The sequence below is a fragment of the Streptomyces sp. NPDC087906 genome (assembly GCF_055584925.1).
Genome location: NZ_JBVJLC010000004.1, coordinates 281,837 through 306,153 on the forward strand (window position 1 = coordinate 281,837; position 24,317 = coordinate 306,153).

The 24,317-nt window shown below is 72.0% G+C and carries 16 protein-coding genes; 8 read left to right on the plus strand and 8 right to left on the minus strand.

Annotated elements, in window-relative coordinates; genetic code table 11:
• Positions 1-68 precede the first annotated feature (68 nt).
• Positions 69-1,622 carry an amino acid permease gene (locus ACZ63I_RS14955; protein ID WP_469338774.1) on the plus strand — a complete coding sequence of 518 codons (1,554 nt, stop codon included), beginning with the start codon at positions 69-71 and terminating at the stop codon, positions 1,620-1,622.
• Here ACZ63I_RS14955 and ACZ63I_RS14960 read toward each other — a convergent pair.
• Together ACZ63I_RS14960 and ACZ63I_RS14965 are read right to left on the minus strand one after the other, a co-directional pair.
• Positions 1,521-2,105 (minus strand): biotin transporter BioY, encoded by a 585-nt coding sequence (locus ACZ63I_RS14960; protein ID WP_469338776.1) that lies wholly within the window; start codon positions 2,103-2,105, stop codon positions 1,521-1,523. The genes ACZ63I_RS14955 and ACZ63I_RS14960 overlap by 102 nt on opposite strands.
• Before the next feature lie 240 nt (positions 2,106-2,345).
• Positions 2,346-2,978 carry a mycothiol-dependent nitroreductase Rv2466c family protein gene (locus ACZ63I_RS14965; RefSeq protein WP_469338778.1) on the minus strand — a complete coding sequence of 211 codons (633 nt, stop codon included), beginning with the start codon at positions 2,976-2,978 and terminating at the stop codon, positions 2,346-2,348.
• 134 nt (positions 2,979-3,112) lie between these two features.
• On the opposite strand from ACZ63I_RS14965, the gene pepN (ACZ63I_RS14970) reads away from it, so the two are divergent.
• From pepN (ACZ63I_RS14970) to ACZ63I_RS14985, 4 genes are all read left to right on the plus strand, one after another.
• Positions 3,113-5,728 (plus strand): aminopeptidase N, encoded by a 2,616-nt coding sequence (gene pepN, locus ACZ63I_RS14970; RefSeq protein ID WP_469338780.1) that lies wholly within the window; start codon positions 3,113-3,115, stop codon positions 5,726-5,728.
• Positions 5,729-5,870: 142 nt separating this feature from the next.
• Complete coding sequence (locus tag ACZ63I_RS14975) at positions 5,871-6,953, plus strand: hypothetical protein (protein WP_469338782.1); 1,083 nt, start codon at positions 5,871-5,873, stop codon at positions 6,951-6,953.
• Between the two features lie 155 nt (positions 6,954-7,108).
• Positions 7,109-10,432, plus strand: coding sequence for a S8 family serine peptidase (locus ACZ63I_RS14980; RefSeq protein WP_469338784.1), 3,324 nt, complete (start codon positions 7,109-7,111; stop codon positions 10,430-10,432).
• A gap of 157 nt (positions 10,433-10,589) precedes the next feature.
• Positions 10,590-11,618: an aspartate-semialdehyde dehydrogenase gene (locus ACZ63I_RS14985; RefSeq protein WP_469338786.1), complete on the plus strand. Its 1,029-nt coding sequence runs from the start codon at positions 10,590-10,592 to the stop codon at positions 11,616-11,618.
• 39 nt (positions 11,619-11,657) lie between these two features.
• Here ACZ63I_RS14985 and ACZ63I_RS14990 read toward each other — a convergent pair whose 3' ends face one another.
• Complete coding sequence (locus tag ACZ63I_RS14990; RefSeq protein WP_469338787.1) at positions 11,658-12,155, minus strand: DUF1203 domain-containing protein; 498 nt, start codon at positions 12,153-12,155, stop codon at positions 11,658-11,660.
• A gap of 126 nt (positions 12,156-12,281) precedes the next feature.
• Between ACZ63I_RS14990 and pepN (ACZ63I_RS14995) the strand changes: the two genes are divergently transcribed.
• Together pepN (ACZ63I_RS14995) and ACZ63I_RS15000 are read left to right on the plus strand one after the other, a co-directional pair.
• Positions 12,282-14,849, plus strand: coding sequence for an aminopeptidase N (gene pepN / locus ACZ63I_RS14995; RefSeq protein ID WP_469338789.1), 2,568 nt, complete (start codon positions 12,282-12,284; stop codon positions 14,847-14,849).
• A 463-nt stretch (positions 14,850-15,312) separates the two neighbouring features.
• Positions 15,313-16,284: a phosphatidylinositol-specific phospholipase C gene (locus tag ACZ63I_RS15000; protein WP_469338791.1), complete on the plus strand. Its 972-nt coding sequence runs from the start codon at positions 15,313-15,315 to the stop codon at positions 16,282-16,284.
• A 286-nt stretch (positions 16,285-16,570) separates the two neighbouring features.
• Here ACZ63I_RS15000 and ACZ63I_RS15005 read toward each other — a convergent pair whose 3' ends face one another.
• The 4 genes from ACZ63I_RS15005 to ACZ63I_RS15020 all read right to left on the minus strand — a co-directional run bounded on the left by ACZ63I_RS15005 (position 16,571) and on the right by ACZ63I_RS15020 (position 19,969).
• A complete protein-coding gene (locus tag ACZ63I_RS15005) occupies positions 16,571-17,242 on the minus strand; it encodes a TetR/AcrR family transcriptional regulator (protein WP_469338792.1) in 672 nt (223 codons plus the stop codon).
• Between the two features lie 100 nt (positions 17,243-17,342).
• Positions 17,343-17,588 carry a hypothetical protein gene (locus ACZ63I_RS15010; protein ID WP_469338794.1) on the minus strand — a complete coding sequence of 82 codons (246 nt, stop codon included), beginning with the start codon at positions 17,586-17,588 and terminating at the stop codon, positions 17,343-17,345.
• Between the two features lie 20 nt (positions 17,589-17,608).
• Complete coding sequence (malQ, locus tag ACZ63I_RS15015; RefSeq protein ID WP_469338796.1) at positions 17,609-19,720, minus strand: 4-alpha-glucanotransferase; 2,112 nt, start codon at positions 19,718-19,720, stop codon at positions 17,609-17,611.
• Positions 19,721-19,969 (minus strand): hypothetical protein, encoded by a 249-nt coding sequence (locus ACZ63I_RS15020; RefSeq protein WP_469338797.1) that lies wholly within the window; start codon positions 19,967-19,969, stop codon positions 19,721-19,723. It abuts the gene before it with no gap.
• A gap of 358 nt (positions 19,970-20,327) precedes the next feature.
• Between ACZ63I_RS15020 and ACZ63I_RS15025 the strand changes: the two genes are divergently transcribed.
• The gene (locus tag ACZ63I_RS15025) at positions 20,328-23,327 is read left to right on the plus strand and encodes a beta-N-acetylglucosaminidase domain-containing protein (protein WP_469338798.1); all 3,000 of its coding nucleotides are present in this window, start codon (positions 20,328-20,330) and stop codon (positions 23,325-23,327) included.
• A gap of 424 nt (positions 23,328-23,751) precedes the next feature.
• On the opposite strand, the gene ACZ63I_RS15030 is transcribed toward ACZ63I_RS15025, so the two are convergent.
• Positions 23,752-24,288, minus strand: a complete 537-nt coding sequence (locus ACZ63I_RS15030) for an HNH endonuclease (RefSeq protein ID WP_041989686.1) — start codon at positions 24,286-24,288, stop codon at positions 23,752-23,754.
• Between the last annotated feature and the right edge of the window lie 29 nt (positions 24,289-24,317).

Here is a 24,317-nt window from a genome sequence, read left to right on the forward strand (position 1 = left end):
TACGGGGTGCCCGGCGCCACTGCGGTGTCGGTATTGTCATGTACTGCTCTGGAATAAGGAAATCTCATATGGCTCCCCTGCCTACCCCCACGAAGGAAGGCGGAGACCCCACCCAACCTGGGAATCCGCAATCGCCCGACGGCCTGCGGGCCGGCCTCAAGAACCGCCATCTGTCGATGATCGCGATCGGCGGGGTGATCGGCGCGGGGCTGTTCGTCGGCTCGGGCTCCGGCATCGCCGCGGCCGGACCCGCCATCCTCCTGTCGTACGCGCTCGTCGGCACGATGGTCGTGCTCGTCATGCGGATGCTGGGCGAGATGGCCGCCGCGCAGCCCACGTCGGGGTCCTTCTCCGCCTACGCCGACCGCGCGCTCGGCCGCTGGGCCGGCTTCTCGATCGGCTGGCTCTACTGGTTCTTCTGGGTCGTGGTACTGGCCGTCGAGGCGACGGCCGGTGCCGTGATCCTGGAGGGCTGGGTGCCCGCCGTGCCGCAGTGGGCCTGGGCGCTGATCGTCATGGTCGTACTGACCGCGTCGAACCTCGCGTCGGTCGCCTCCTACGGCGAGTTCGAGTTCTGGTTCGCCGGCATCAAGGTCGTGGCGATCGGGGCGTTCGTCGTCATCGGGCTGCTGGCGGTCTTCGGTGTGCTGCCCGGCTCGCACAACGCGGGCGCCGGCTTCAGCCATCTCACCGACACCGGCGGGTTCCTGCCCAAGGGGCCCGGCGCGATCCTGACCGGGGTGCTGCTGGTCGTCTTCTCCTTCATGGGCAGCGAGATCGTCACGCTGGCGGCGGGTGAGTCGGCCGATCCCCGGGGCGCGGTGTCGAAGGCGACGAACAGCGTGATCTGGCGTATCGCGATCTTCTACCTCGGGTCGATCTTCGTCGTGCTGACGCTGGTCCCGTGGAACGACAAGTCCATCGAGAAGGACGGCTCGTACGTGGCCGCCCTCAACTCGATCGGGCTGCCGCACGCGGGCGACATCATGAACGTCATCGTGCTGACGGCCGTGCTGTCCTGTCTCAACTCCGGTCTCTACACGGCGTCCCGGATGGCGTTCTCGCTGGGACGGCGCAAGGACGCGCCCACGGCCTTCGCCCGGATCAACAAGCGCGGGGTGCCGCAGGTGGCGATCCTGTCGTCCGTGCTCTTCGGCTTCCTCGCCGTCTGGTTCAACTACCAGTGGCCCGACACGGTGTTCCAGTTCCTGCTGAACTCGTCGGGGGCCGTGGCGCTCTTCGTGTGGCTGGTCATCTGCTGCACCCAACTGCGGATGCGCGGCATCATCCTGCGCGAGAACCCGGACAAGCTCGTCGTGCGGATGTGGCTGTTCCCCTACCTGACCTGGGCGACGATCGCGATGATCGTGTTCGTCCTGGTCTACATGCTCACCGACGACGCCGGGCGCGACCAGGTGCTGCTGTCGCTGCTGGTCGCGGCGATCGTGGTGGCCGTGGCGCTGGTACGGGACCACCGCGGACGGCAGGCGGGCGCAGCGCCCGGCGCGGGCCCCGCCGGGTCAGCCCTTGCGGTGGACGAACGTCCAGGCGGCGGGGAAAGCGCCGGTCGCGAGAGCGGCCTTCAGCCCGTCGCCGAGCAGGAAGGGCACAAGTCCGGCTGATATCGCCGCGCTCGCCGACATGCCGGTGGACACCGCCAGATACGGCACGCCCACCGCGTAGATGATCGCCGAGCCCAGCACCATCGTGGCCGCCGTGCGCAGCACGGAGCGGTCGCCGCCGCGCTCGGCCAGCGCACCGACGGCGGCGGCCGCGAGCAGCATCCCGAAGACATAGCCGAGGGATGCGCCGCCGGGGCCCGAGCTGCCCGCCGAGAACCACGGCACGCCCGCGAGGCCGACGAGGGTGTAGACGGCGAGGGAGAGGAAGCCCCTGCGGGCGCCGAGCGCCGTGCCGACGAGGAGCGCGGCGAAGGTCTGCCCGGTGACCGGCACGGGCGATCCGGGCACGGTGACGGAGAGCTGCGCCGCCGCGCCGGTGAGCGCGGCGCCGCCGAGCACCAGCGCGAGGTCGCGGGTGCGGGTGGCCGGCAGGAGGTCGGCGAGGACCGCTCCGGTACGGGGGGTTGCGGCAGCGGTGCTCATCGGGACTCCGGGGCGGTGAGGGACGGTTACGGTCAGCCTGACGGTAACGTACCCGCTCGCGCCGCGGCACCGTCAGTTGTCCACAAAGCCGAGGTCAGAGCGTTGTCGGGGGCCCAACAACACCGGGGCTCAACCAAACACCGGGGCCCCGCAACGCGGGGCCCCACACCACCGGGCCCCCGCCGTGTGCGCGGGAGCCCGGTGCCGTTCGGTGCTGTCGTGTGCCGTCCGTGGGAAAGGTCAGTCGAAGACCGGGCCCTGCGTCCTCGTCCGCTTGAGCTCGTAGAAGCCGGGGATCGAGGCAACCAGCAGCGTGCCGTCCCAGAGCTTCAGCGCCTCCTCGCCCTTCGGGGCGGGCGTGACGACCGGGCCGAAGAAGGCGACCTGCTCGCCGTCGGCGCCGGGGACGGCGATGACGGGGGTGCCGACCTCCTGGCCGACCTTGTCGATGCCTTCCTGGTGGGAGGCGCGCAGCTCGGTGTCGTACGTGTCCGAGTCGGCGTACTCCAGCAGGTCGGCGGGGAGGTCGACGTCCTTCAGCGCGGCGGCGATGGCCTCGCGGGTCGGGCCCTCGCCGTTGACGTGGATGTGCGTGCCGAGCGCTGTGTAGAGCTTGCCGACGACCTCGTCGCCGTGCTTCTGCTGGGCGGCGATGACGACACGGACCGGCGCCCACGCCTTCGTCGCCATCATGTCGCGGTACTCCTCGGGCATCTCGTCGAGGCGCGGCTCGTTCAGCACGGCCAGGCTCATGACGTGCCAGCGGATGCCGAGGTTCCGGCCCTTCTCCACTTCGAGCACCCAGCGCGAGGTCATCCAGGCCCAGGGGCACAGCGGGTCGAACCAGAAGTCGACGGGGGTCTTCTCGGACATGTCTCTCCTCTTACGGACTGCGGATACACCTCAAGGCGGCAACGTACCGGGCGGCCCGGCGCATTCCCCTTCGCCCCCTGTCAGCACCGCGTGCGAGGATCGGTCCTGTTCGTACGAGTCCCGAAGGAGTGTCCGTGCCCGGTGAGAATCTGTCCCGTGACGAGGCCCGCGAGCGGGCAGCCCTGCTGTCCGTGGACGGGTACGAGATCGCCCTCGACCTGCGCTCGGCGCTCGACGGGGAGCCGGGAGCGCCGGACGCGCCCGCCGCGTCCGAGGCGCCCGCGGGTGCGGCAGGGCCCCGCACGTTCCGGTCGGTGACGACGATCCGCTTCCGCTGCGCCGAGCCCGGCGCCGCGAGCTTCGCCGACCTGATCGCCCCGTCGGTGACGGCCCTGTCGCTGAACGGGCGCGAGCTGGACCCGGCGGCCGTCTTCGACGGCTCCCGGATCGCGCTCGACGGCCTCCAGGCGGAGAACGTGCTGGTGGTGGACGCGCAGTGCGCGTACAGCCGTACGGGCGAGGGCATGCACCGCTTCGTCGACCCGGAGGACGGCGAGGTCTATCTGTACACGCAGTACGAACCGGCCGACGCGCGGCGGGTGTTCGCCAACTTCGAGCAGCCCGACCTCAAGGCGCCGTACCGGTTCGAGGTGACGGCCCCCGACGGCTGGCAGGTCTGGAGCAACGGCGCGGGCACCCTGGCGGACGGGGTGTGGCGGTTCGCCGAGACGAAGCCGATCTCGACGTACATCACGGCGGTCGTCGCCGGTCCGTACCACTACGTGAGCGACACCTACCGGCGCGCCCTGCCGGACGGCTCGACGCTGGAGATCCCGCTCGGCGCGATGTGCCGCAAGGGCCTGGCCCGGCATTTCGACGCGGACGACGTCTTCCTGCTGACCAAGCAGGGCCTGGACTTCTTCCACGACAACTTCGACTACCCGTACCCGTTCGGCAAGTACGACCAGGCCTTCGTGCCGGAGTACAACCTGGGCGCGATGGAGAACCCCGGGCTCGTCACCTTCCGCGAGGAGTACATCTACCGGGGCAAGGTCACGCAGGCGTCGTACGAGCGCCGGGCGAATGTGATCCTGCACGAGATGGCGCACATGTGGTTCGGCGACCTGGTCACCATGCGCTGGTGGGACGACCTGTGGCTGAAGGAGTCCTTCGCCGACTACATGGGCGTGTTCGCGATGGTGGAGGCCACCCGCTTCACCAACGGCTGGACGACCTTCGCCAACAACCGCAAGGCGTGGGCCTACCGCGCCGACCAGTTGCCGTCCACCCACCCGATCACGGCCGACATCCGCGACCTGGAGGACGCGAAGCTCAACTTCGACGGGATCACGTACGCGAAGGGCGCCTCGGTGCTCAAGCAACTGGTCGCGTATGTCGGCAGGGACGCCTTCCTGGAGGGCGCCAGGCGCTACTTCAAGCGGCACGCGTACGGCAACACGCGCCTGGAGGACCTGCTGGCCGTGCTGGCGGAGACCTCGGGGCGGGATCTGGCGGGCTGGTCGCGGTCCTGGCTGGAGACGGCGGGCGTCAACTCCCTGACCCCGCAGGTCGTGTACGACGGCGAGGACCGGATCACGGAACTGGCCATCGTCCAGGACGCGGCGGAGGCGTGGCCCGAGGTGCGGCCGCACCGGGTGGCGATCGGCCTCTACCGGCGCACCCCGGACGGCGGCCTCGACCGGTTCGCCCGTACGGAGACGGATGTCGTCGGCCCCCGTACGGTCGTGCCGGAACTGGCGGGCGCCGAGCGGCCCGAGCTGATCCTGGTCAACGACGACGACCTGACGTACTGCAAGATCCGCTTCGACGCCGGCTCGCTGGACACCCTGCGCGCCCGGCTCGGCGAGCTGACCGACCCGCTGGCGCGCGCCCTGTGCTGGTCGGCGCTGTGGAACCTGACCCGGGACGCCCTGATGCCGGCCCGCGACTTCATCGCGCTGGTGCTGGCCCACGCGGGCCGGGAGAGCGACATCGGGGTGCTCCAGATGCTGCACGCCTGGGCCAGGTCGGCGCTGACCCGGTACGCGGCGCCGCAGTGGCGCGCCGAGGGCGGGCTGTTGCTCGCCGAGGGCGCGCTGAGCGAGCTGCGGACGGCGGAGCCGGGCAGCCAGCACCAGCTCACCTGGGCGCGGTTCCTGGCATCCGTCGCGGCGTCGGACTCCGACTTCCAGCTCCTGCGCGGGCTGCTGGCGGGCTCGGCCAAGATCGACGGTCTCGATGTCGACCAGGAGCTGCGCTGGGCGTTCCTCGAACCGCTCGTGGCGCACGGCCTGGCCGACGAGTCGGACGTCGCGGCCGAACTGGCCCGTGACGACACGGCGTCGGGCAAGCGCCACCAGGTGCGGTGCCTGGCGGCCCGGCCGTCCGCCGCCGTCAAGGCGCAGGCGTGGGCGCAGGTCGTCGAGTCGGACGCCCTGTCGAACGCGCTGGTGGAGGCGACGATCGCGGGCTTCGCCCAGCCCGGCCAGCGGGAGCTGGTCGCGCCGTACGCGGAGCGGTACTTCGAAGCGATCGAGCGGGTGTGGTCGGAGCGTTCGATCCAGATCGGCATGGACGTGGTGAAGGGCCTGTACCCCGATCTCAAGGACGACCCGTCGACCCTGGAGGCGACGCGGGCCTGGCTCGCGGCGCACGAGGACGCGGCGCCCGCGCTGCGCAGGCTGGTGTCGGAGGCGGCCGACGACCTGGCGCGGTCGCTGCGCGGTCAGGAGTGCGACGCCGCCGCGTGATTGGCAGTACGGGGCAGGCAGCGTGAGCGGCAGAGCGTGATCGGCAGTCGAACGTCCGTACTTTAGGACGAGCTTGTCCGGTTATGTCGACGAACGCGTAACAGGGGTTAGCGGAGGGTGAGCGCGCGGGGAGACCCGGGACATGAACAACAACACCCCCGTCACCCCTTGCCCCTTGAGCCGGCTCACCGAAGGCGCGCGGCTGCGTGTGCTGTCGCTCGCCCAGCTCCGCGCGCACGGCGTGCCGGCCGCCAAGGCGCACGCGCAGTGCGGGCCCGACGGCCCCTGGCAGCAACTGCTGCCGGGGGTCTGCCTGTTGCACCAGGGACCGCCGACCGGCGAGGAGCGGCTGCACGCCGCGCTGCTGTACGCCGGCCGGCCGAGCCCGGCGAGCGCCGGCGGCGTACCCACCCAGCCGGCGGACGGGACCCGGCCGGCCGCCGATGCCCCGTACGCCGATTCCCCGTACGGCGCCGCGATGATCACCGGTCCCGCCGCGCTGGCGCTGTACGGCTTCGAGTCGGCGCCCTCGCTGCGCGACCTCGACACCGTCGACGTGCTCGTGGCGCGTACCCGGCGGCTGCGCTCCACGGGCTTCGCCCGGCTGATCCGCACCCACGCGCTGCCCAGGCCCGTCCCGCTCACCGGAGTTCCGGTCGCGCCGGTGGCGCGTGCGGTGGCCGACGCGGTCGCCGATCTGCCGGAGGCGGCGGCGGTCGGCCTGCTGCTGACCGAGGCCGTACGCGGCGGCTACTGCGAACCGTCCGCGCTGGTGCGTGAGTTGAACCAGGCGCGGCTGCTGGCCCGGCCGCACGTGGTCGAGGCGGTCGACGCGCTGCTCGCGGAAGGCCGGGCACGGGCGGAGGGCCGGCTGTACGAGATGGTGTTCCTGAACGGGCTGCCCGACCCGGTGTGGAACGTCGAACTGCGGCTGCCCGGCGGGCCCTCGCTGGGCTGTGTGGACGCCTACTGGCCGGAACAGGCCGTCGCCGTCGAGCTGGACACCCGGGCGTCCCGGCAGGGCGGTGCGGGCGAGGACGAGGCGCTGTGGTCGCGGTACGCGCGCAAGCGCGAGGACCTGGAGCGGCTGGGTGTCACGGTCGTCCATCTCACCCCGCGCAAGCTGCGCGAATCGCTCGACCAGCAGGCCGCGGTGGTCCGTACGGCACTGGGCGCGGCGGACGACCGCGACCCCGCCGCATACGTACTCGTCCTGCCGCGATGACCGGTTCGTCCCCCTTGGCGCGGGGATGACGGTGGCGGGTCTCCGCCATGTCCAGATCACGTAGCTATCAACCCTGCACAAATCCCTGTCGATTAGGTAAAGCTGAGCGGTCATCCGGTGCCGAAATCCGGACTGTTCCTTTACACAACACAGGGATGCTGATGACCTCCGAATCCGAGAGATCCATATCCGGGCCGAGACGCGTGTCCCGGGTCGCGGCTGCCGCCGGACTGGCGGCAGCGCTGATCGCCTCCGGTGCTGTGCCCGCGTTCTCCGCGACGGGCGCCGACGACCCGGCCGCCCGCGCGAGTGTCAAGCCGCCGGTGTCCCCCTCCGACAAGCTCGGGGCCGTCGACGCCGACGTACTCGCCAAGGCCGAGGCCACGGGCGAGAAGAACATCACGCTGATGGTCGCGACGACGCCCGGGGCGACCGAGCAGGTCTCCGGTCAACTCGACGCCGTGCAGGGCGCTTCGGTCGGCAAGACGTACGACAAGCTCGGATACGTACGCGCCACACTGCCGACCAGCAGGGCGAAGGCCGCGATCAAGGCCGCTTCGAAACTCTCCTCCGTCCAGGGCATCGATCTCAAGCAGGAGATCAAGCTGGACGACCCGTCGCCGGCCGGCACGGCAGCGGGCGGCGCGAAGGCGGCCAAGGGCAAGAACTCGGCCACCAAGACCTACCCGGGCCCGGACAAGCACACCCCGGCGAAGAACCCGTACAACCCCTCCTTCGAGACCGGCGCCGTCGACTTCGTCAAGCAGCATCCCAAGGCGGACGGCCGGGGCATCACCATCGGCATCCTCGACTCCGGCATCGACCTGGCTCACCCCGCACTGCAGAAGACCAGCACCGGCGCCCGCAAGATCGTCGACTGGATCACCGCCACCGACCCGGTCTCCGACGGCGACGCCACCTGGCGCCGGATGAACACCGCTGTCAGCGGACCGGTGTTCACGGCCGCGGGCCGCACCTGGAAGGCCCCCGCGGGCTCGTTCGACTACAGCACCTTCTCCGAGGCCGCCACCCTCGGCGGCGACGAGGCCGGCGACCTCAACAGGGACGGCGACACGACCGACACCTGGGGCGTGCTCTACGACCCGGCCAAGGGCACCGTGCGCGTCGACCTGAACAACAACGCCGACTTCACCGACGACACCGCGATGAAGCCGTACAAGGACAAGTTCCAGATCGGCTACTTCGGCAAGGACGACCCGAGGACCGCGGTCGTCGAGCGCGTGCCGTTCGTCGTCGAGATCCGCAAGGACGTCGTCATCGACGCGGCGGGCACCACGTCCGACTACGTCAACATCGGTGTCATCCAGTCCGAGCACGCCACGCACGTCGGCGGCATCACCGCGGCCAACGGCCTGTTCGGCGGCAAGATGAACGGCGCGGCGCCCGGCGCCCAGCTCGTCTCCTCCCGCGCCTGCTCCTGGGGCGGCGGCTGCACCAACATCGCGCTGACCGAGGGCATGTTCGACCTCGTCGCCAACCGCGGTGTGGACATCGTCAACATGTCGATCGGCGGGCTGCCCCCGCTGAACGACGCCAACAACGCGCGCGCCCTGCTCTACACCCGGCTGATCGACACCTACGGTGTCCAGCTCGTCATCTCGGCGGGCAACGACGGCCCCGGCACCAACACCATCAGCGACCCGGCCGTGGCCGACAAGGTCATCTCCGTCGGCGCGACGATCTCCAAGGACACCTGGGCGGCCGACTACGGCTCCGGCGTGACCAAGAAGAACGCCATGATGCCGTTCTCCGCACGCGGTCCCCGCGAGGACGGCGGCCTCACGCCGACCATCAGCGCACCGGGCGCCGCGATCAACAGCACCCAGACCTGGCTGCCGGGCTCCCCGGTCGCCGAGGCCGGGTACCAGCTCCCGCCCGGCTACTCGATGCTCCAGGGCACCTCGATGGCCTCCCCGCAGGCGGCGGGCGCCAGTGCGCTGCTGCTCTCCGCAGCGAAGCAGAAGCACATCGCCCTCACCCCGGCGCGCCTGCGCACCGCGCTGACCAGCAGCGCCAAGAAGATCGACGGCGTGCAGGCCCATGAGCAGGGTGCGGGCCTGATCGACGTCGTCGGCGCGTGGAAGTACGTGCAGCGCGGCGTCGACGCCCACGAGTACAAGGTCAAGGCACCGGTCGACAGCGCGCTCGACTTCGCGCTCGTGGACCCGGGCTTCGGCCCCGGCATCTACGACCGCGAGGGCGGTCTGCAGGCCGGCAAGGCCAAGACGTACGACGTCACCATCACCCGCACCACGGGCCCCAAGGGCGCGGTGGAGCACCAGCTCACCTGGAAGTACAACGACGGCACCTTCCGGCTGCTCAGCAGCGGCAAGGTGCGGCTGCCGCTGAACCAGCCGGTGACCGTGACCGTGCAGGCCAGGCCCGGCTCGGCCGGCGTGCACAGCGCCATCCTGCAGGCCGACGACAAGCGCACGGAGGGGATCGACAAGCAGATCCTCGCCACCGTCGTCGTCTCCAAGGCCCTGGCGAAGCCCAGCTTCGCGTTCTCGGCGTCCGGCTCGGTGCAGCGCAACTCCCCCAAGTCGTACTTCGTCACCGTCCCCGAGGGCGCGAAGTCCCTTGAGGTGGCGCTGGGCGGGCTCGCCGCGGGCAGCCAGACCCGGTTCATCGCGATCCACCCGTACGGCGTTCCGGTCGACGACACCACGACGACCATGTGCTACCCGAACTATGTGAACCCGGCCAACGTCTGCCGTCCGGATCTGCGCTCGTACACGGATCCGCTGCCGGGCGTCTGGGAGATCGAGGTCGAGGCGCGCCGTACGTCGCCGCTGCTCGACAACAAGTACAAGCTGGACGCGACCGTGCTCGGCGCCACCTTCGAGCCGGCCGTGACCACGCTTCCCGAGGCCAAGATCGGCACCCCGACCCCGGTGGAGTGGAAGGTCACCAACGGGTTCGCGCCGATCGACGGCAAGCTGTCCGGCGGCTCGCTCGGCTCCGCGAAGGTGGACCGCCCGACGATCGCGCAGGGCGAGCAGCAGGTGACGACCGTCACCATCGGCGCGGGTGTCGAGCGGCTCGACGTCGCGATCGGCAACCCCGCCGACACGGGCGCCGACCTGGACCTGACGGTCCTCAAGGACGGCGTGACGGTCGGCCAGTCGGCGGACGGCGACTCGGAGGAGGCCGTCAGTCTGGCCGAGCCCGCAGCCGGTACGTACACGATCCTGGTGGACGGCTACTCCGTACCCGCGGGGACGACCGCCTTCGACTACCGCGACGTGTACTACTCGGCGTCGCTCGGCTCGATCCAGGTGGACGAAGCGCAGTCGGTGAAGCTCGCCAGCGGTGCCTCGGCCCAGGTCTCGGCCGATGTCGTGGTGAACAGCGCGGCCCCCGAGGGCCGGCAGTTCTTCGGTGATGTCCGACTGCTGAACGCACGCGGCACGGTCGCGGGCACCGGCAGCGTCGTCATCGAGAGCGTCACTCCGTAACACCTGCGACACCTGTCAGCAGGGGGGCGGGCGTCCTACCGGGCGCCCGCCCTCCGGCATGTGGACAATGGAGTGGACAGGACGGGCCTGGTCAGACTCATCATGGAGCGGCAGCCAGGCCGCTGGTTCGCGCACGTGTCCCTATGGAGGAGTCCCCGTGAAGGTCGGAATCGTCGGAGCCACCGGTCAGGTCGGCACTGTCCTGCGCAGGATCCTGGCCGAACGGAGCTTCCCGGTCACCGAGCTGCGGCTCTTCGCCTCCGCCCGGTCGGCGGGCTCCGCCCTCGACTGGCAGGGCGCGCCCGTCACCGTCGAGGACGCGTCGACCGCCGACTACACCGGCCTCGACATCGTGATCTTCTCGGCCGGCGGCTCGACGTCGAAGGCGCTCGCGGAGAAGGTCGCCGGCCAGGGCGCCGTCGTGATCGACAACTCGTCCGCCTGGCGCCGCGACCCGCAGGTCCCGCTGGTGGTCTCCGAGGTCAACCCGCACGCGGTCAAGGAGCGCCCCAAGGGCATCATCGCCAACCCGAACTGCACGACGATGGCGGCGATGCCCGTGCTGCGCCCGCTGCACGACGAGGCCGGTCTGGTGGCCCTGGTCGCCACGACGTACCAGGCGGTCTCGGGGTCGGGTCTGGCCGGCGTCGCCGAGCTGCACGGCCAGGCGCAGAAGGTCGTCGCCGAGGCCGACAAGCTCACCCACGACGGCGGCGCCGTCGACTTCCCCGAGCCGGGCGTCTACCAGCGCCCCATCGCCTTCAACGTGCTGCCGCTCGCCGGATCGATCGTGGACGACGGGTCGTTCGAGACGGACGAGGAGCAGAAGCTCCGCAACGAGTCCCGCAAGATCCTGGAGATCCCGGAGCTGAAGGTCTCCGGGACCTGTGTGCGGGTGCCGGTGTTCACCGGGCACTCCCTCCAGATCAACGCCCGCTTCGAGCGGCCGGTCAGCGTGGCGCGCGCGTACGAGCTGCTGAAGGACGCCCCCGGCGTCGAGCTGTCCGACATCCCGACCCCGCTCCAGGCGGCGGGCAAGGACGCGTCGTTCGTGGGCCGGATCCGCGACGACGAGACGGTGGTCAACGGTCTCGCGCTGTTCGTCTCGAACGACAACCTCCGCAAGGGCGCCGCGCTGAACGCGGTGCAGATCGCGGAGCTGGTCGCGGCCGAGCTGCGCGGCTGAGCCGCCCGGCCCCGCTCCCCCGGGCCGGTCCCGGCCCGGTCAGTCCCTGCGCACCTCGTAGAGGAAGCAGCCGTACTCGACGGCCCGTACGTGGACGAGCGCCACGGCCGGGTCGGCGAAGGCCTCGGTGAACTTCTCGTCGAACGCCGGGTCGACGGACTCGGGGATCTCCAGCAGGCTGCCGCCGAGGATGTGCCCGTCGTACCCGTAGCGCCGTACGGTGCGCAGCGCGCCGCTCCTGCCGAGCGGATAGCCGCCGCCGTCCGCCGGGCCGGGGCACTCCTCGGCGTGGATGAAGACGGGCCCCTGCTCGTCGTACGCGCCCGGGGCGGCCGAGGTCTCGGCCGCCCAGCGGCGCAGCGGGGCGTAGCTGACGAGCGCGAGGCGTTCGCCCGCGCGGCTGCGCCGCAGGCAGCAGCGCAGCGGTGCGCCGCCCTCGTCGTCGGTGAACGGGGTCAGCGGGTCGCCCGCGTCGTCGCGGTCGCGGAGTTCCTTGAGGACGGCCGGTCCGACCGGCCGTGCGTGGTAAGTGGTCACGGTACGAGCCTGGCCCGGCGGTACGGCCGTGACCGGCGGTTTTCGGACCTCGCTGTGCTGTTCCGTGGCCGGCGCCGGCGCGTGGAAGGATGGGCGGAAACGTCACGAACCGAGGAGATGACCCGGGTGCCTGGCACAAATCTGACCCGCGAAGAGGCGCAGGAGCGTGCGCGCCTCCTCACCGTTGACTCGTACGAGATCGACCTCGATCTCAGCGGCGCGCAGGAGGGCGGCACCTACCGGTCCGCGACCACGGTGCGCTTCCGGAGTGCGGAGGCCGGGGCGGAGACCTTCATCGATCTGGTGGCCCCCTCGGTACGCGAGGTCGTCCTGAACGGCACGCCGCTGGACGCGGAAGGCGTCTTCAAGGACTCCCGGATCGCCCTGGCGGGACTGCGGGAAGGCGACAACGAGCTGACCGTCGTCGCGGACTGCGCCTACACCAACACCGGTGAGGGGCTGCACAGGTTCGTCGACCCGGTCGACGAGCAGGCCTATCTGTACACGCAGTTCGAGGTGCCGGACGCGCGGCGGGTGTTCGCCTCGTTCGAGCAGCCGGACCTCAAGGCCACCTTCCAGTTCACGGTGACGGCGCCGCAGGGCTGGACCGTGGTGTCCAACTCGCCCACGCCCGAGCCGGCGGAGAACGTCTGGCGCTTCGAGCCGACGCCGCGCGTCTCGTCGTACATCACCGCGCTGATCGTCGGCCCGTACCACGCGGTGCACAGCACGTACGAGCGCGACGGGCAGTCGGTGCCGCTCGGTGTCTACTGCCGTCCCTCGCTGGCCGAATACCTCGACGCCGACGCGATCTTCGAGGTCACCCGGCTGGGCTTCGACTGGTTCCAGGAGAAGTTCGACTACGCGTACCCCTTCGCCAAGTACGACCAGCTCTTCGTACCGGAGTTCAACGCGGGCGCGATGGAGAACGCGGGCGCGGTGACCATCCGCGACCAGTACGTCTTCCGCTCGAAGGTGACGGACGCGGCGTACGAGGCGCGCGCCGAGACGATCCTGCACGAGCTGGCGCACATGTGGTTCGGCGACCTCGTCACGATGGAGTGGTGGAACGACCTCTGGCTGAACGAGTCGTTCGCCACGTACACGTCGATCGCCTGCCTGTCGGACGCGCCGGGCTCGCGCTGGCCGAAGTCCTGGACGACATTCGCCAACACCATGAAGACCTGGGCCTACCGGCAGGACCAGTTGCCCTCGACGCACCCGATCATGGCGGAGATCCGCGACCTGGACGACGTGCTCGTCAACTTCGACGGGATCACGTACGCGAAGGGCGCGTCGGTACTGAAGCAGCTCGTCGCGTATGTGGGCAAGGACGAGTTCTTCCGCGGCGTGCAGGCGTACTTCAAGGCGCACGCGTTCGGGAACACGCGCCTGTCCGACCTGCTGGGCGCGCTGGAGGAGACGTCGGGGCGGGATCTGAAGACCTGGTCGAAGGCGTGGCTGGAGACGGCCGGCATCAACATCCTGCGCCCGGAGGTCGAGCTGGACGCGGCGGGGAACGTGACGTCGTTCGCCGTACGGCAGGAGGCGCCCGCGCTCCCGGCGGGCGCGCAGGGTTCGCCCGTGCTGCGGCCGCACCGGATCGCGATCGGCTGCTACGACCTCGACGGTTCGGGCGCGCTCGTGCGCACCAACAGGATCGAGCTGGACGTGGAGGGCGAGCGTACGGAGGTGCCGTACCCGCAGAACACGCCGCGCCCCGCGGTGATCCTGCTCAACGACGACGACCTGTCGTACGCGAAGGTCCGGCTGGACGAGGAGTCGCTGCGCGTCGTCACCGCGCACCTCGGCGACTTCGCCGAGTCGCTGCCGCGCGCGCTGTCATGGGCCTCGGCCTGGGACATGACGCGCGACGGCGAACTGGCCACGCGCGACTACCTGGCGCTGGTGCTGTCCGGCATCACGAAGGAGTCGGACATCGGTGTGGTGCAGTCCCTGCACCGCCAGGTGAAGCTGGCCCTGGACATGTACGCGGCGCCCACCTGGCGCGAGACGGGTCTGACGCAGTGGACGGAGGCCACGCTGGCGCATCTGCGCGGTGCGGAGCCGGCCAGTGACCACCAGCTCGCCTGGGCCCGCGCCTTCGCCGCGACGGCCCGCACCCCGCAGCAACTGGACGTGCTGCAGGGCCTGCTGGACGGTACGGAGACGATCGAGGGCCTTGCGGTCGACACGGAGCTGCGCTGGGCGTTCGTCGAGCGGCTCGCCGCGGTCGGGCTGCACGACGAGGAGGAGATCGCCGCCGAGTACGAGCGCGACAAGACGGCCGCGGGCGAGCGCCACGCGGCGGCGGCGCGCTCGGCGCGGCCGACGGCCGAGGCGAAGGCCGAGGCGTGGGCGGCGGCGGTGGAGAGCGACAAGCTGCCGAACGCGGTGCAGGAGGCCGTGATCGACGGCTTCGTCCAGGCCGACCAGCGCGAGCTGCTGGCGCCGTACACGGCGAAGTACTTCGCGGCGGTGGCCGACGTGTGGGGCTCCCGCTCGCACGAGATGGCGCAGCAGGTCGCGACCGGTCTCTACCCGGGGATCCAGGTCGAGGCGGCGACGCTGGAGGCGACGGACGCGTGGCTGGCTTCGGCGGGCCCGAACGCGGCGCTGCGCAGGCTGATGTCGGAGTCGCGCGCGGGAGTGGAGCGCGCGCTGCGGGCGCAGGCGGCGGACGCGCGGGCGTAAGCCGGTCGGCTGGGGGGCGGCCCTGCGGGGCCGCCCCCTGGCGCGTGCCGGTCCCTGGCGCGTGCCGGTCCCTGGCAGGCCGCGCCCCTCGCGCGTGCCGGTCCCTGGCGGGCCGCGCCCCTCACGCGTGGCGGTCCCTGGCGGGTCGCGCCCCCGGCGCGTGTGCCGGTTCCGTTGCGGGTGCCGGTCTCTAGCGGGTCGCCCCCTCGCGCGTGCTGGTCCTTGGCGGGCCGCGCCCTGGCGCGTGCTGGTCCCAGGCGCGTGGCGGTCCCTTGCGGGTCGCGCTCTGGCGCGTGCCGGTCCCTGGCGGGCCGCGCCCTCGCGCGTGCCGGTCCCTGGCAGGCCGCGCCCCTCGCGCGTGCCGCCCCCTGGCGGGTCACCCCCTGGCGTGGTGTGCAGGTCGCCGAAGTCGGGTTCGTACAGCGGATGTTGAGAACGCTCTCCGGTGGGGCAGGAACCGCGCATGACACTGAGCCGTCGCTCCCTCATACGCTCCGCAGCCGCCCTCACCACCACCGCCCTCGCGACCGGCGGCGGCATTGCGACCGCGCGCGCCGCGACCGCCCCGCGCATCGCCGCCGCCACTGGCAGCGCCGTGCCCGCCGACTGGATGGGCGGGCTGCCCGACGCGCTGTCGCTGCTGCGGATGACCATCCCCGGCACCCACGACTCGGCCTGTACGAACCCCGCCAACGGCACCGAGTGGTCGCACACCCAGAACTGGGGCATCGCCGAGCAACTCCAGCGCGGCGTGCGCTTCCTGGACATCCGGGCCAACGGCCTCCAGGACCATCTCGACGACTCGTTCGGGATCTACCACGCCTCGTACTACCAGGGCATCACCTTCGACGGGGTGCTCGCGCAGTGCCGCGACTTCCTGCAGCAGCATCCGGCCGAGACGATCGTGATGCGGCTGAAGAAGGAGAACGGCACCAACAACGACGTCGGCGCGCGCTTCAAGGACGTCCTGAACGTCTACCTGGACGCCAAGGGCTGGCGCCCCTGGTTCCTCATCACCGACCGGGTGCCGGCCCTGGGCGAGGCGCGCGGGCGGATCGTCCTGATCGCCCAGTTCGACAACGACCTGCCGGTGCTGGAGTGGCCGGGCGGTGACAACGATTTCCTGTCGAACGAGTGGTTCTCGCTCCAGGACATCTACCAGGGTCTTTCGTCGCCGTCCCAGAAGACGGGGAAGGTGACGCAGCAGTTCGACAACGCGGCCGGGGACCAGGATTCGGCGCGGATGTACATCAACTTCACCAGCTACGCGGGTGGGGGGTGGCCGAAGTCCAACGCGGACGCGATCATGCCGGGCGTGCAGAGCTATCTGGCGGGGCGGGTGTCGGAGCGTACGCATCTGGGGGTGGTGCCGATGGACTTCCCGGACTTCCACTCGTCCACGCTGACGACGCTGATCGACTGGAACTGGCACTAGGGGTTGGGGTGGCGGGGTTCACCCTGCGGGGCTCGTCCCCTACCCGCCCCTTCCCGAAACCGGGGGCAGGCCCCCGGGCCCCCGGCCGCGACGCGCCGGGACACGCGACGCAAGCTCGCGCGGTCAGGGGGCGGGGCGCCGCCCTCGGCGCGGACCGCATAGCGCCCGTTGCGCCTCGGGCGGGCGCGGCCGGGAACCCCGGCGGGGTGCGCCGGGCGCGCGCGGCGCAAGTTCGCGCGGTCACGGGCCGGGAAGCCCGCCCTCGGCGCGGACCATGTCGCGTCCGTTACTCCTCGGGCGGCGCGCATTCGATGCCTGCGATCGGTGCCGGTGCGCCCGGCGTGGGGGCGGTGCTTCCGCCAGGGCCGCGGGCCGTGTGGATCCGGAGCAGGCCCTCGATGCCGCGCTGCAAGGTCTCACCGGCCAGGACCGGGTCGCCCAGGTAGCCCGCGCTCATCGCGCCGTCGCGGAGCATGACGAAGTGCCGGCCGGCGTGGTCCGCCTGGTCGGTCGTGATCTCGGCGAACAGTCCGGTGATCGTCTGCAGGAACCACGCGCGGTGCGACACGATGGCGCGGTGGACCGGGTGGTCGGGGTCGGGGAATTCCGCCGCCGCGTTGAGGAACGCGCAGCCCCGGTAGCCGGGTGAGCGGATCTGCTCGACCAGGGAGGCGCCGATGCCGCGCAGGATGTCGTCGGTCGGCACGTCCGCGGCCGTCAGGGCGTCGAGCTGGGTGCGGATCGCCTGGTCGACGCTTCCGATGTACGCGACGGCCAGCTCTTCCTTGCTGCGGAAGTGCCGGTAGAAGGTCGCGTTGGTGACCTTCGCCTCGGCGACCAGCCGGTCGACACCCACCGTGTGGATGCCCTCCGCGTAGAAGAGCCGCGCGGCGGTCCCCAGCAGCCGCTCCCGCGCCTCGGAGACCTTCCTGCCTGTGCCGGATGCCGTCTGTGTCATACCGCCCAGCATAGCGGGGAGAACGGTCTTTCTACCTCGGTGCGCACAAAAGCGCCGCCCGGCACATCGCGTGCCGGGCGGCGCCCACCAGCTTCGAGCGTCAGCTCTGGCTCTGCTTCGGCTGCTTGCGGGACTTGTCGAGGACCGTCACCAGGCCGGCGATGATGCCGAACAGCACCAGCGGCGTGAAGACGTACAGGCCGAGCGTCTCGATCACGCTCAGGCCGGATCCCGGGTCGTCGCCGTCGTCCCGGGTCAGGGCCAGCGCCGGGGACGACATGAGCAGCATCATCAGCGTCGTACCGGCCGCGACGGCGCCGGCGCGCAGAGCGTTCTTCTTGTCCACGGTGCAAACGTAGCGAACGCCTACTGCCGCCGCGCGCGCGGGGGTGCCGTACGGGGGCTCAGGACGTCCATCAGGGCGCGCAGCCGGGGCGAGGCGACCAGCTCCTCCAGGGTGACCGGGCGGCCGTCCGCGTCGGCGACGGGCAGGCGCCAGTTGGGGTACTGGTCCCAGGTGCCCGGCAGGTTCTGCGGGCGGCGGTCGCCCACCGTGTCCGGCAGCCAGACGCCGACCATGCGGGCCGGGGTGCGCAGCAGGAAGCGGTAGACCGCGTGGATCTGCTCCTCCTCGTCGTCGCTGCCGTCGGTGAGCAGACCGAGTCCGGTGAGGTAGCCGAGCCATTCGGCCACCTCGGCGTGTTCCTCGGCCTGTTCCTGGGCGAGCGGCCTGGTGAGCAGGCCGAGGCGGTGGCGCAGTTCCACGTGCTCGCCGGTGAGCCGGGCGGCCGTGGACGGCAGGTCGTGGGTGGTCGCCGTGGCCACGCACCCGGCGCGCCAGGTCTCCGGGGCCAGCGGCTGTCCCATACCGGTCCAGTCCCGCTCGAACCAGAGCACGGACGTGCCGAGCACCCCGCGCTGCTCCAGCGCCTCGCGTACGCCGGGTTCGACCGTGCCGAGGTCTTCGCCGATGACGACGGCGCCCGCGCGGTGCGCCTCCAGGGCGAGGACGGCGAGCATCGCCTCCGCGTCGTACCGGACATACGTTCCCCGGGTGGGTTCCTGTCCCGCCGGGACCCACCAGAGCCGGAACAGGCCCATCACATGGTCGATCCGCAGCGCGCCCGCGTTGCGCAGGAGCCCTTGCAGCAGGCCCCGGTACGGGGCGTAGCCGGAGGCGGCGAGCACGTCGGGGCGCCAGGGCGGCAGCCCCCAGTCCTGGCCGAGCGCGTTGAAGGCGTCCGGCGGGGCGCCGACGGACATCCCGGCGGCGAAGGCGTCCTGCTGGGCCCAGGCGTCGGCGCCGTCGGGGTGCACGCCGACCGCCAGGTCGTGGACGATGCCGACGGGCATGCCGGCGTCCGCCGCCGCACGGCCCGCGGCGGCGAGCTGCTGGTCGGTCAGCCAGGCGAGCCGGGAGTGGAAGTCGACCCGGGGCAGCAGCTCGCGGCGGGCGGCCTCGGTCTCGGCGGAGCGGGGGTCGCGCAGCCCGGCGGGCCAGTCGTGCCACTGCGGGCCGTACGTCTCGGCGAGGGCGTACCAGGTGGCGTGGTCCTCCAGGGCCCGGCCCTGGGACGCCAGGAAGGCGTGGTAGTCGGCGGTGCGGCCGGGGCCGAGCGGGACGGCGGCCAGGATCTCCAGGGCCTCGCGCTTGAGCAGCCACACGGCGTCGCGGTCGATCAGCGCGCCCTTGTCCAGGACGGCGGAGCGCAGCTCGGCGGCCTTCACCAGCAGCGCGTCGAGCCGCTCGCGGTCGGCGCCTTCGACGTAGGCGTACTCGGGCACGGCCTCGATCCGCAGATGGACCGGGTCGGGGAAACGCCGGGAGGAGGGGCGGTACGGGGAGGGGTCGGTCCGCTCGCCGGGCACGGCCGCGTGCAGGGGGTTGATCTGGACGAATCCGGCGCCCAGCGCCCGCCCGGACCAGCCGGCCAGCTCCGCGAGGTCGCCGAGGTCGCCCATGCCCCAGGAGCGGCTGGACAGCAGGGAGTAGAGCTGCACCAGGAAGCCGTGGGTACGGCCGGGCGGCTGCGGCACGGTCTCCGGGGCGGCCACGAGCGCCGCGTCGGCGGTGCGGCCGTCGGGGGCGACGGCCGTCAGCCGGTGCACCCCGAGCGGGAGGGACGGCCAGGCGCCGCCCGCGGGCAGCTCCAGCGGGTCACCGGGCGCGACCGCCGGATCGTGCTCCAGGGTGAGCACCAGGGTCGTACCGGCGGGCAGCGCGCGCACGGCGGCGGGCGGCTCCGGGTGCGCACCGGCGGCGCCCCACAGCACCAGCGTCGGGGGCAGCAGCAGGCGCGCCGCCGCGCTCTCCGCGCGCGTCAGGGCTTCGTCGACGGCCGCGGGCGTGGACGCGTCGACGCCGAGGGCGGCGAGCACGGCGACGACCGCTTCGTCGGCCACCGGTACGTCGACGTCCGGGGACGGCGAGTAGGAGGTGGCGACGCCGTGCAGGTGGGCGAGCCGGGCCAGGCCCATTCAGACTCCTGGGGACTCCGTGCCGCCGGCCGTTCCCGGCGCGGTCGGCTCACTGGTGAGGGGGGCGGTGTCGGCGAGCGGCGGCTCGCTGGTGAGCGGCGCGGCGTCGGCGAGCGGGGGTTCGCTGGTCAGCGGGCCCGGGACGGCCTGCTGCGGACCCGCCACGACCTGGTCGCCCTCCGCGGAGAGGGGCTGTTTGGAACAGCCGGGCGGCACAAGTGCGGATGCGGCCATGACGGCGCCTCCCATGGTCGGCGTAAGGGACACAGCAGCCCTACCCAGCGGGCGGAGCGGCAGACGTGTACGGCGGGTGAACGTGTTCCGGCTCACGATCCGTTCCCCCGGGCGTCAACACGTGTCACCCGAACGAGGCGCGCCGACCGGTCACTTGGACCGTCCGGCCAAACGGACTGCCCGAACCGGGCAGTTGGCCCCAAGTGAACACCCTGGCCTGCACACCGGGCAATTACGACACAGCGGCCACGCACATTGACACCTTCACGCGGGGGTGGTGGGCTCAGGGCCGCTCGGGTCTGTCGAAACAGGATCTGGCAGAACGCAGGCGTGTGACCACGGAGCGGGACGACGGAGCGCGAGGGGATCAGACGTGCAGTTCGGGCGCAGGAAGCGGACGGCGACGGCCGTCGCTATCGCGGTGATCGGTGGTCTGCTCGGCGCGGCGCCCGAGGCGTCGGCGGCCCCGCACGACCCGGGTTCGCCGGCCGCCAGCACCCCCGACCGGGACGCCGCGCCGGGCGTGCCGGCGGTGTGGCCCAAGCCGCAGACGATCCGGGCGGCGGGCCAGGCAGTGCCGCTCGGTGACGAGGTCGCTGTCGTGGCGGCGGCGGACGCCGATCCGTACGCCGTCGAAGCGGTGAAGCACCTGCTGAACCAGGCGGGCGTGCGGATCGTACGGACCCTGCCTTCGGCGGACGCCGCCGCCTCCGTGCCGGGCGCTGTCGTCCTGATGGGCGGTTCGGAAGCACGGAGCGCGCTGCGCGCCCTGCGCGCGCCCGAGAGCGCCGATCTCCCGTCCGGCGGCTACCGGATCGCCGTCGGCGCTGTCGCGGGACGCGACACGATCGCGCTGGACGGGGTCGGTGACGACGGGCTGTTCCACGCGGCGCAGACACTGCGCCAGCTCGTGGCCGAGCGGCCCGGAGGCCCTGTCGTGCCGGGCGTCGCCGTACGCGACTGGCCGGGCACGGCGGTGCGCGGCACGGCGGAGGGGTTCTACGGGACGCCCTGGGACCAGCGGCAGCGGCTGGCGCAGCTCGACTTCATGGGCCGCACCAAGCAGAACCGCTATCTGTACGCGCCCGGCGACGACCCGTACCGGCAGACGCAGTGGCGCGACCCGTACCCGGCGGAGCAGCGCGCCGACTTCCGCGCGCTCGCCGAGCGGGCCCGCGCCAACCACGTGACGCTCGGCTGGGCCGTCGCCCCCGCGCAGTCGATGTGCCTGGCGTCGGACAAGGACGTCAAGGCGCTCAACCGGAAGATCGACTCGATGTGGGCGCTCGGGGTGCGCGCCTTCCAGTTGCAGTTCCAGGACGCCAGTTACAGCGAATGGCACTGCGACGACGACGCGGACACCTTCGGCTCGGGCCCGGCGGCGGCGGCCAGGGCGCACGCGCGCGTGGCCAACGCCGTGGCAGCCCATCTGGCGCAGCGCCATCCCGGCGCCGAACCGCTCGGGTTGATGCCGACCGAGTACTACCAGGACGGCGCGACCGCCTACCGCACGGCGCTCGCCAAGGCACTGGACGGCGGGGTGCAGGTCGCCTGGACGGGCGTAGGGGTGGTGCCCCGCACGATCACCGGGCGTGAACTGGCGGGTGCGCGTGCCGCGTTCGGGCATCCGGTGGTCACGATGGACAACTACCCGGTCAACGACTACGAGCAGGGGCGGCTCTTCCTCGGCCCGTACACCGGCAGGGAGCCGGCGGTCGCCGGCGGTTCGGCGGCGCTGCTCACCAACGCCATGCAGCAGCCCGCGATTTCCCGTATCCCGCTGTTCACCGCTGCCGACTACGCCTGGAACCCGCGGGACTACCAGGCCGACGCCTCGTGGCGCGCGGCGATAAACGACCTGGCGGGCAAGGATGTCGAGGCGCGTGAGGCACTGACGGCGCTCGCGGGCAACGACTCGTCGTCCATGCTGAGTTCGACGGAATCCGGCTATCTCAAGCCGCTGCTGGCCGACTTCTGGCGCACGCGCAGGTCGTCGGGGACCGACCCGAAGGTGCGGGACTCGGCTGCGGCGCGGCTGCGGGCCGCCTTCACGGTGATGCGGGAGGCTCCGCAGCGGCTCGCCGCGACCGCCGATGGACAGCTCGACGCCGAGACCCGGCCGTGGATAGCGCAACTGTCGCGCTACGGCAGGGCCGGCGAACTCGCCGTCGACATGCTCCAGGACGAGGTGCGCGGCGACGGCTCGTCCGCCTGGCAGGCGTCGCTGGCGCTCGATCCGCTGCGCAAGGCGGTCAAGGCGAGCCGGGTGAAGGTCGGCACGGGTGTGCTGGACCCGTTCCTCGACCGCGCGGTCAAGGAGTCGTCGGCCTGGACGGGCGCGGGCAGGCCCGACGGCAAGGACGTCAGCAGATCGGCGCAGGCGTACACGGTCGACATCGGCACGGTCCGCCCGCTCACCACGGTGAACACCATGACCGAGCCGGGGACGGGTGCGGGCGCGAGCGTCGAGGCGCATGTGCCGGGCGAGGGGTGGCGCAGGCTGGGCCCGCTCTCGGCGACCGGCTGGACGCAGACGGACGCCAAGGGCGTACGGGCCGACGCGGTGCGGATCTCCTGGCAGGGCGCGGGCCCCGGCAACGGCGTGTCGGGTCCCGGGCCCGCGGCCCCCGAGGTGCGCAGGGTGGTGCCCTGGTTCGGTGACGGGCCGAAGGCGAGTCTGGATCTGGCGCGCGGCGAGACGGACGCGGAGATCGGCGGCGGTCCGCAGAAGGTCGAGGCGCGGCTGGCCGCCGAGAGCCCGGGTGCGGTGCGGGGCGCGCTGACGGCGAAGGCGCCTTCCGGCATTCGGGTGAAAGTGCCCAAGGAGACGACGGTGCCGCGCGGCCTCGGCACGACCGTTCCGGTGGAGGTCGCGGTCGACCCCGGCACACCGGCCGGTACGTACGAGGTGCCGCTGACCTTCCACGGCGAGCAGCGGACGCTGACGGTCCGGGCCTCGCCGCGCACCGGCGGCCCCGACCTGACCCGCGCCCTGGGGGCGACGGCCCTGTCGTCCGGTGACGAGACCCCCGATTTCCCGGCGTGGCAGGCGATCGACGGCGACCCGGCCACCCGCTGGTCGTCGTCCGTCGAGGACGGCGCCTGGTGGCAGGTGGAGCTGGCGGCGCCCGCCCGGGTCGGCCAGGTCGTCCTGCACTGGCAGGACGCCTACGCGTCCCGCTACCGCATCCAGGTGTCGGCCGACGGGCGCACCTGGCGTACGGCGGCGACCGTCACCCAGGGCAAGGGCGGCCGGGAGGCGGTCGGCATGGACGCGAAGGACACCCGCTTCATCCGGGTGCAGGGCGACGCACGCGCCACGCAGTACGGCTACTCGCTGTTCTCGGTCGAGGCGTACGCGGTGGCGGAGTGACGTACGCCCGGACGGCGACACCCCCTCCTGCGCCCCGACCTCCTGCGCCCGGTGGTCGTGCGTAGCCGATCCGTGGTGCGGGCTGAAGGGGGCCGTGCAGGGGTGGTGTCCGGAGCGTAAAGCGTGATTTGCGGCGCATGTCCGGGTGCACCACGTGTCAGAGGCGCACGCGCCGTAAATCGTGCAGCGCAGGACGCGACCCCGGAACGGCCCCCGGCAACCACCGCAACCACAACCGCCAACCCCGACCGCGCCGGACGGCGACACCGCAGCGCAGGACGCCACCCCGGAACGGCCCACGGCGACCACCGCAACCCAGACCGGTCACCCCGAACCCCGCCGGACGGCGAAGGCGCGCGAAAGTCGTGCCCGGCACCCCCGCTGACGTGGGGTTTTGTGCCGAGCACGACAAAGGCCCGGATCCTCAGGCTGAAACGCCGTCGATCCGGGCCATCGCGTCCTGCGCGCCGTACGGTTGCAGGTACGGCATCCAGCGCGGGTCCCTGTGTCCGGTCCCGATGATCCGCCAGGCGAGCCCGGACGGCGGGGCCGGCTGTTGGTGGAGTCTCCACCCCAGCTCCCGCAGATGCCGGTCGGCCTTGACGTGGTTGCAGCGGCGGCAGGCTGCCACCACGTTGTCCCACACGTGCTGTCCGCCGCGACTGCGCGGAATGACGTGGTCGACGCTGGTTGCGACGCCACCGCAGTACATGCAGCGACCGCCGTCTCGGGCGAAGAGCGCACGGCGGGTGAGCGGCACGGGACCCCGGTAGGGGACCCGCACGAAGCGCTTGAGCCGTACGACGCTGGGTGCTGGCATGACACGGGAAGCGCTGTGCATGAAGGCGCCGGACTCTTCCAGGGAGACGGCCTTGTTCTCCAGGACGAGGACGAGCGCGCGGCGGAGCGGTACGACGCCGAGCGGCTCGTACGACGCGTTGAGGACCAGGACATGCGGCACGGATGCCTCCTATTACGCCGGCGGCGCGT

What these genes read in the sequence shown, in the direction of transcription:
- ACZ63I_RS15020 (WP_469338797.1), bottom strand. Translation starts at nt 19,969, where the DNA reads ATGGGAGGCGCCGTCATGGCCGCATCCGCACTTGTGCCGCCCGGCTGT.
- ACZ63I_RS14980 (WP_469338784.1), top strand. Translation starts at nt 7,109, where the DNA reads ATGCTGATGACCTCCGAATCCGAGAGATCCATATCCGGGCCGAGACGC.
- ACZ63I_RS14960 (WP_469338776.1), bottom strand. Translation starts at nt 2,105, where the DNA reads ATGAGCACCGCTGCCGCAACCCCCCGTACCGGAGCGGTCCTCGCCGAC.
- ACZ63I_RS14965 (WP_469338778.1), bottom strand. Translation starts at nt 2,978, where the DNA reads ATGTCCGAGAAGACCCCCGTCGACTTCTGGTTCGACCCGCTGTGCCCC.
- ACZ63I_RS14975 (WP_469338782.1), top strand. Translation starts at nt 5,871, where the DNA reads ATGAACAACAACACCCCCGTCACCCCTTGCCCCTTGAGCCGGCTCACC.
- malQ (WP_469338796.1), bottom strand. Translation starts at nt 19,720, where the DNA reads ATGGGCCTGGCCCGGCTCGCCCACCTGCACGGCGTCGCCACCTCCTAC.
- ACZ63I_RS15005 (WP_469338792.1), bottom strand. Translation starts at nt 17,242, where the DNA reads ATGACACAGACGGCATCCGGCACAGGCAGGAAGGTCTCCGAGGCGCGG.
- ACZ63I_RS15000 (WP_469338791.1), top strand. Translation starts at nt 15,313, where the DNA reads ATGACACTGAGCCGTCGCTCCCTCATACGCTCCGCAGCCGCCCTCACC.
- ACZ63I_RS14955 (WP_469338774.1), top strand. Translation starts at nt 69, where the DNA reads ATGGCTCCCCTGCCTACCCCCACGAAGGAAGGCGGAGACCCCACCCAA.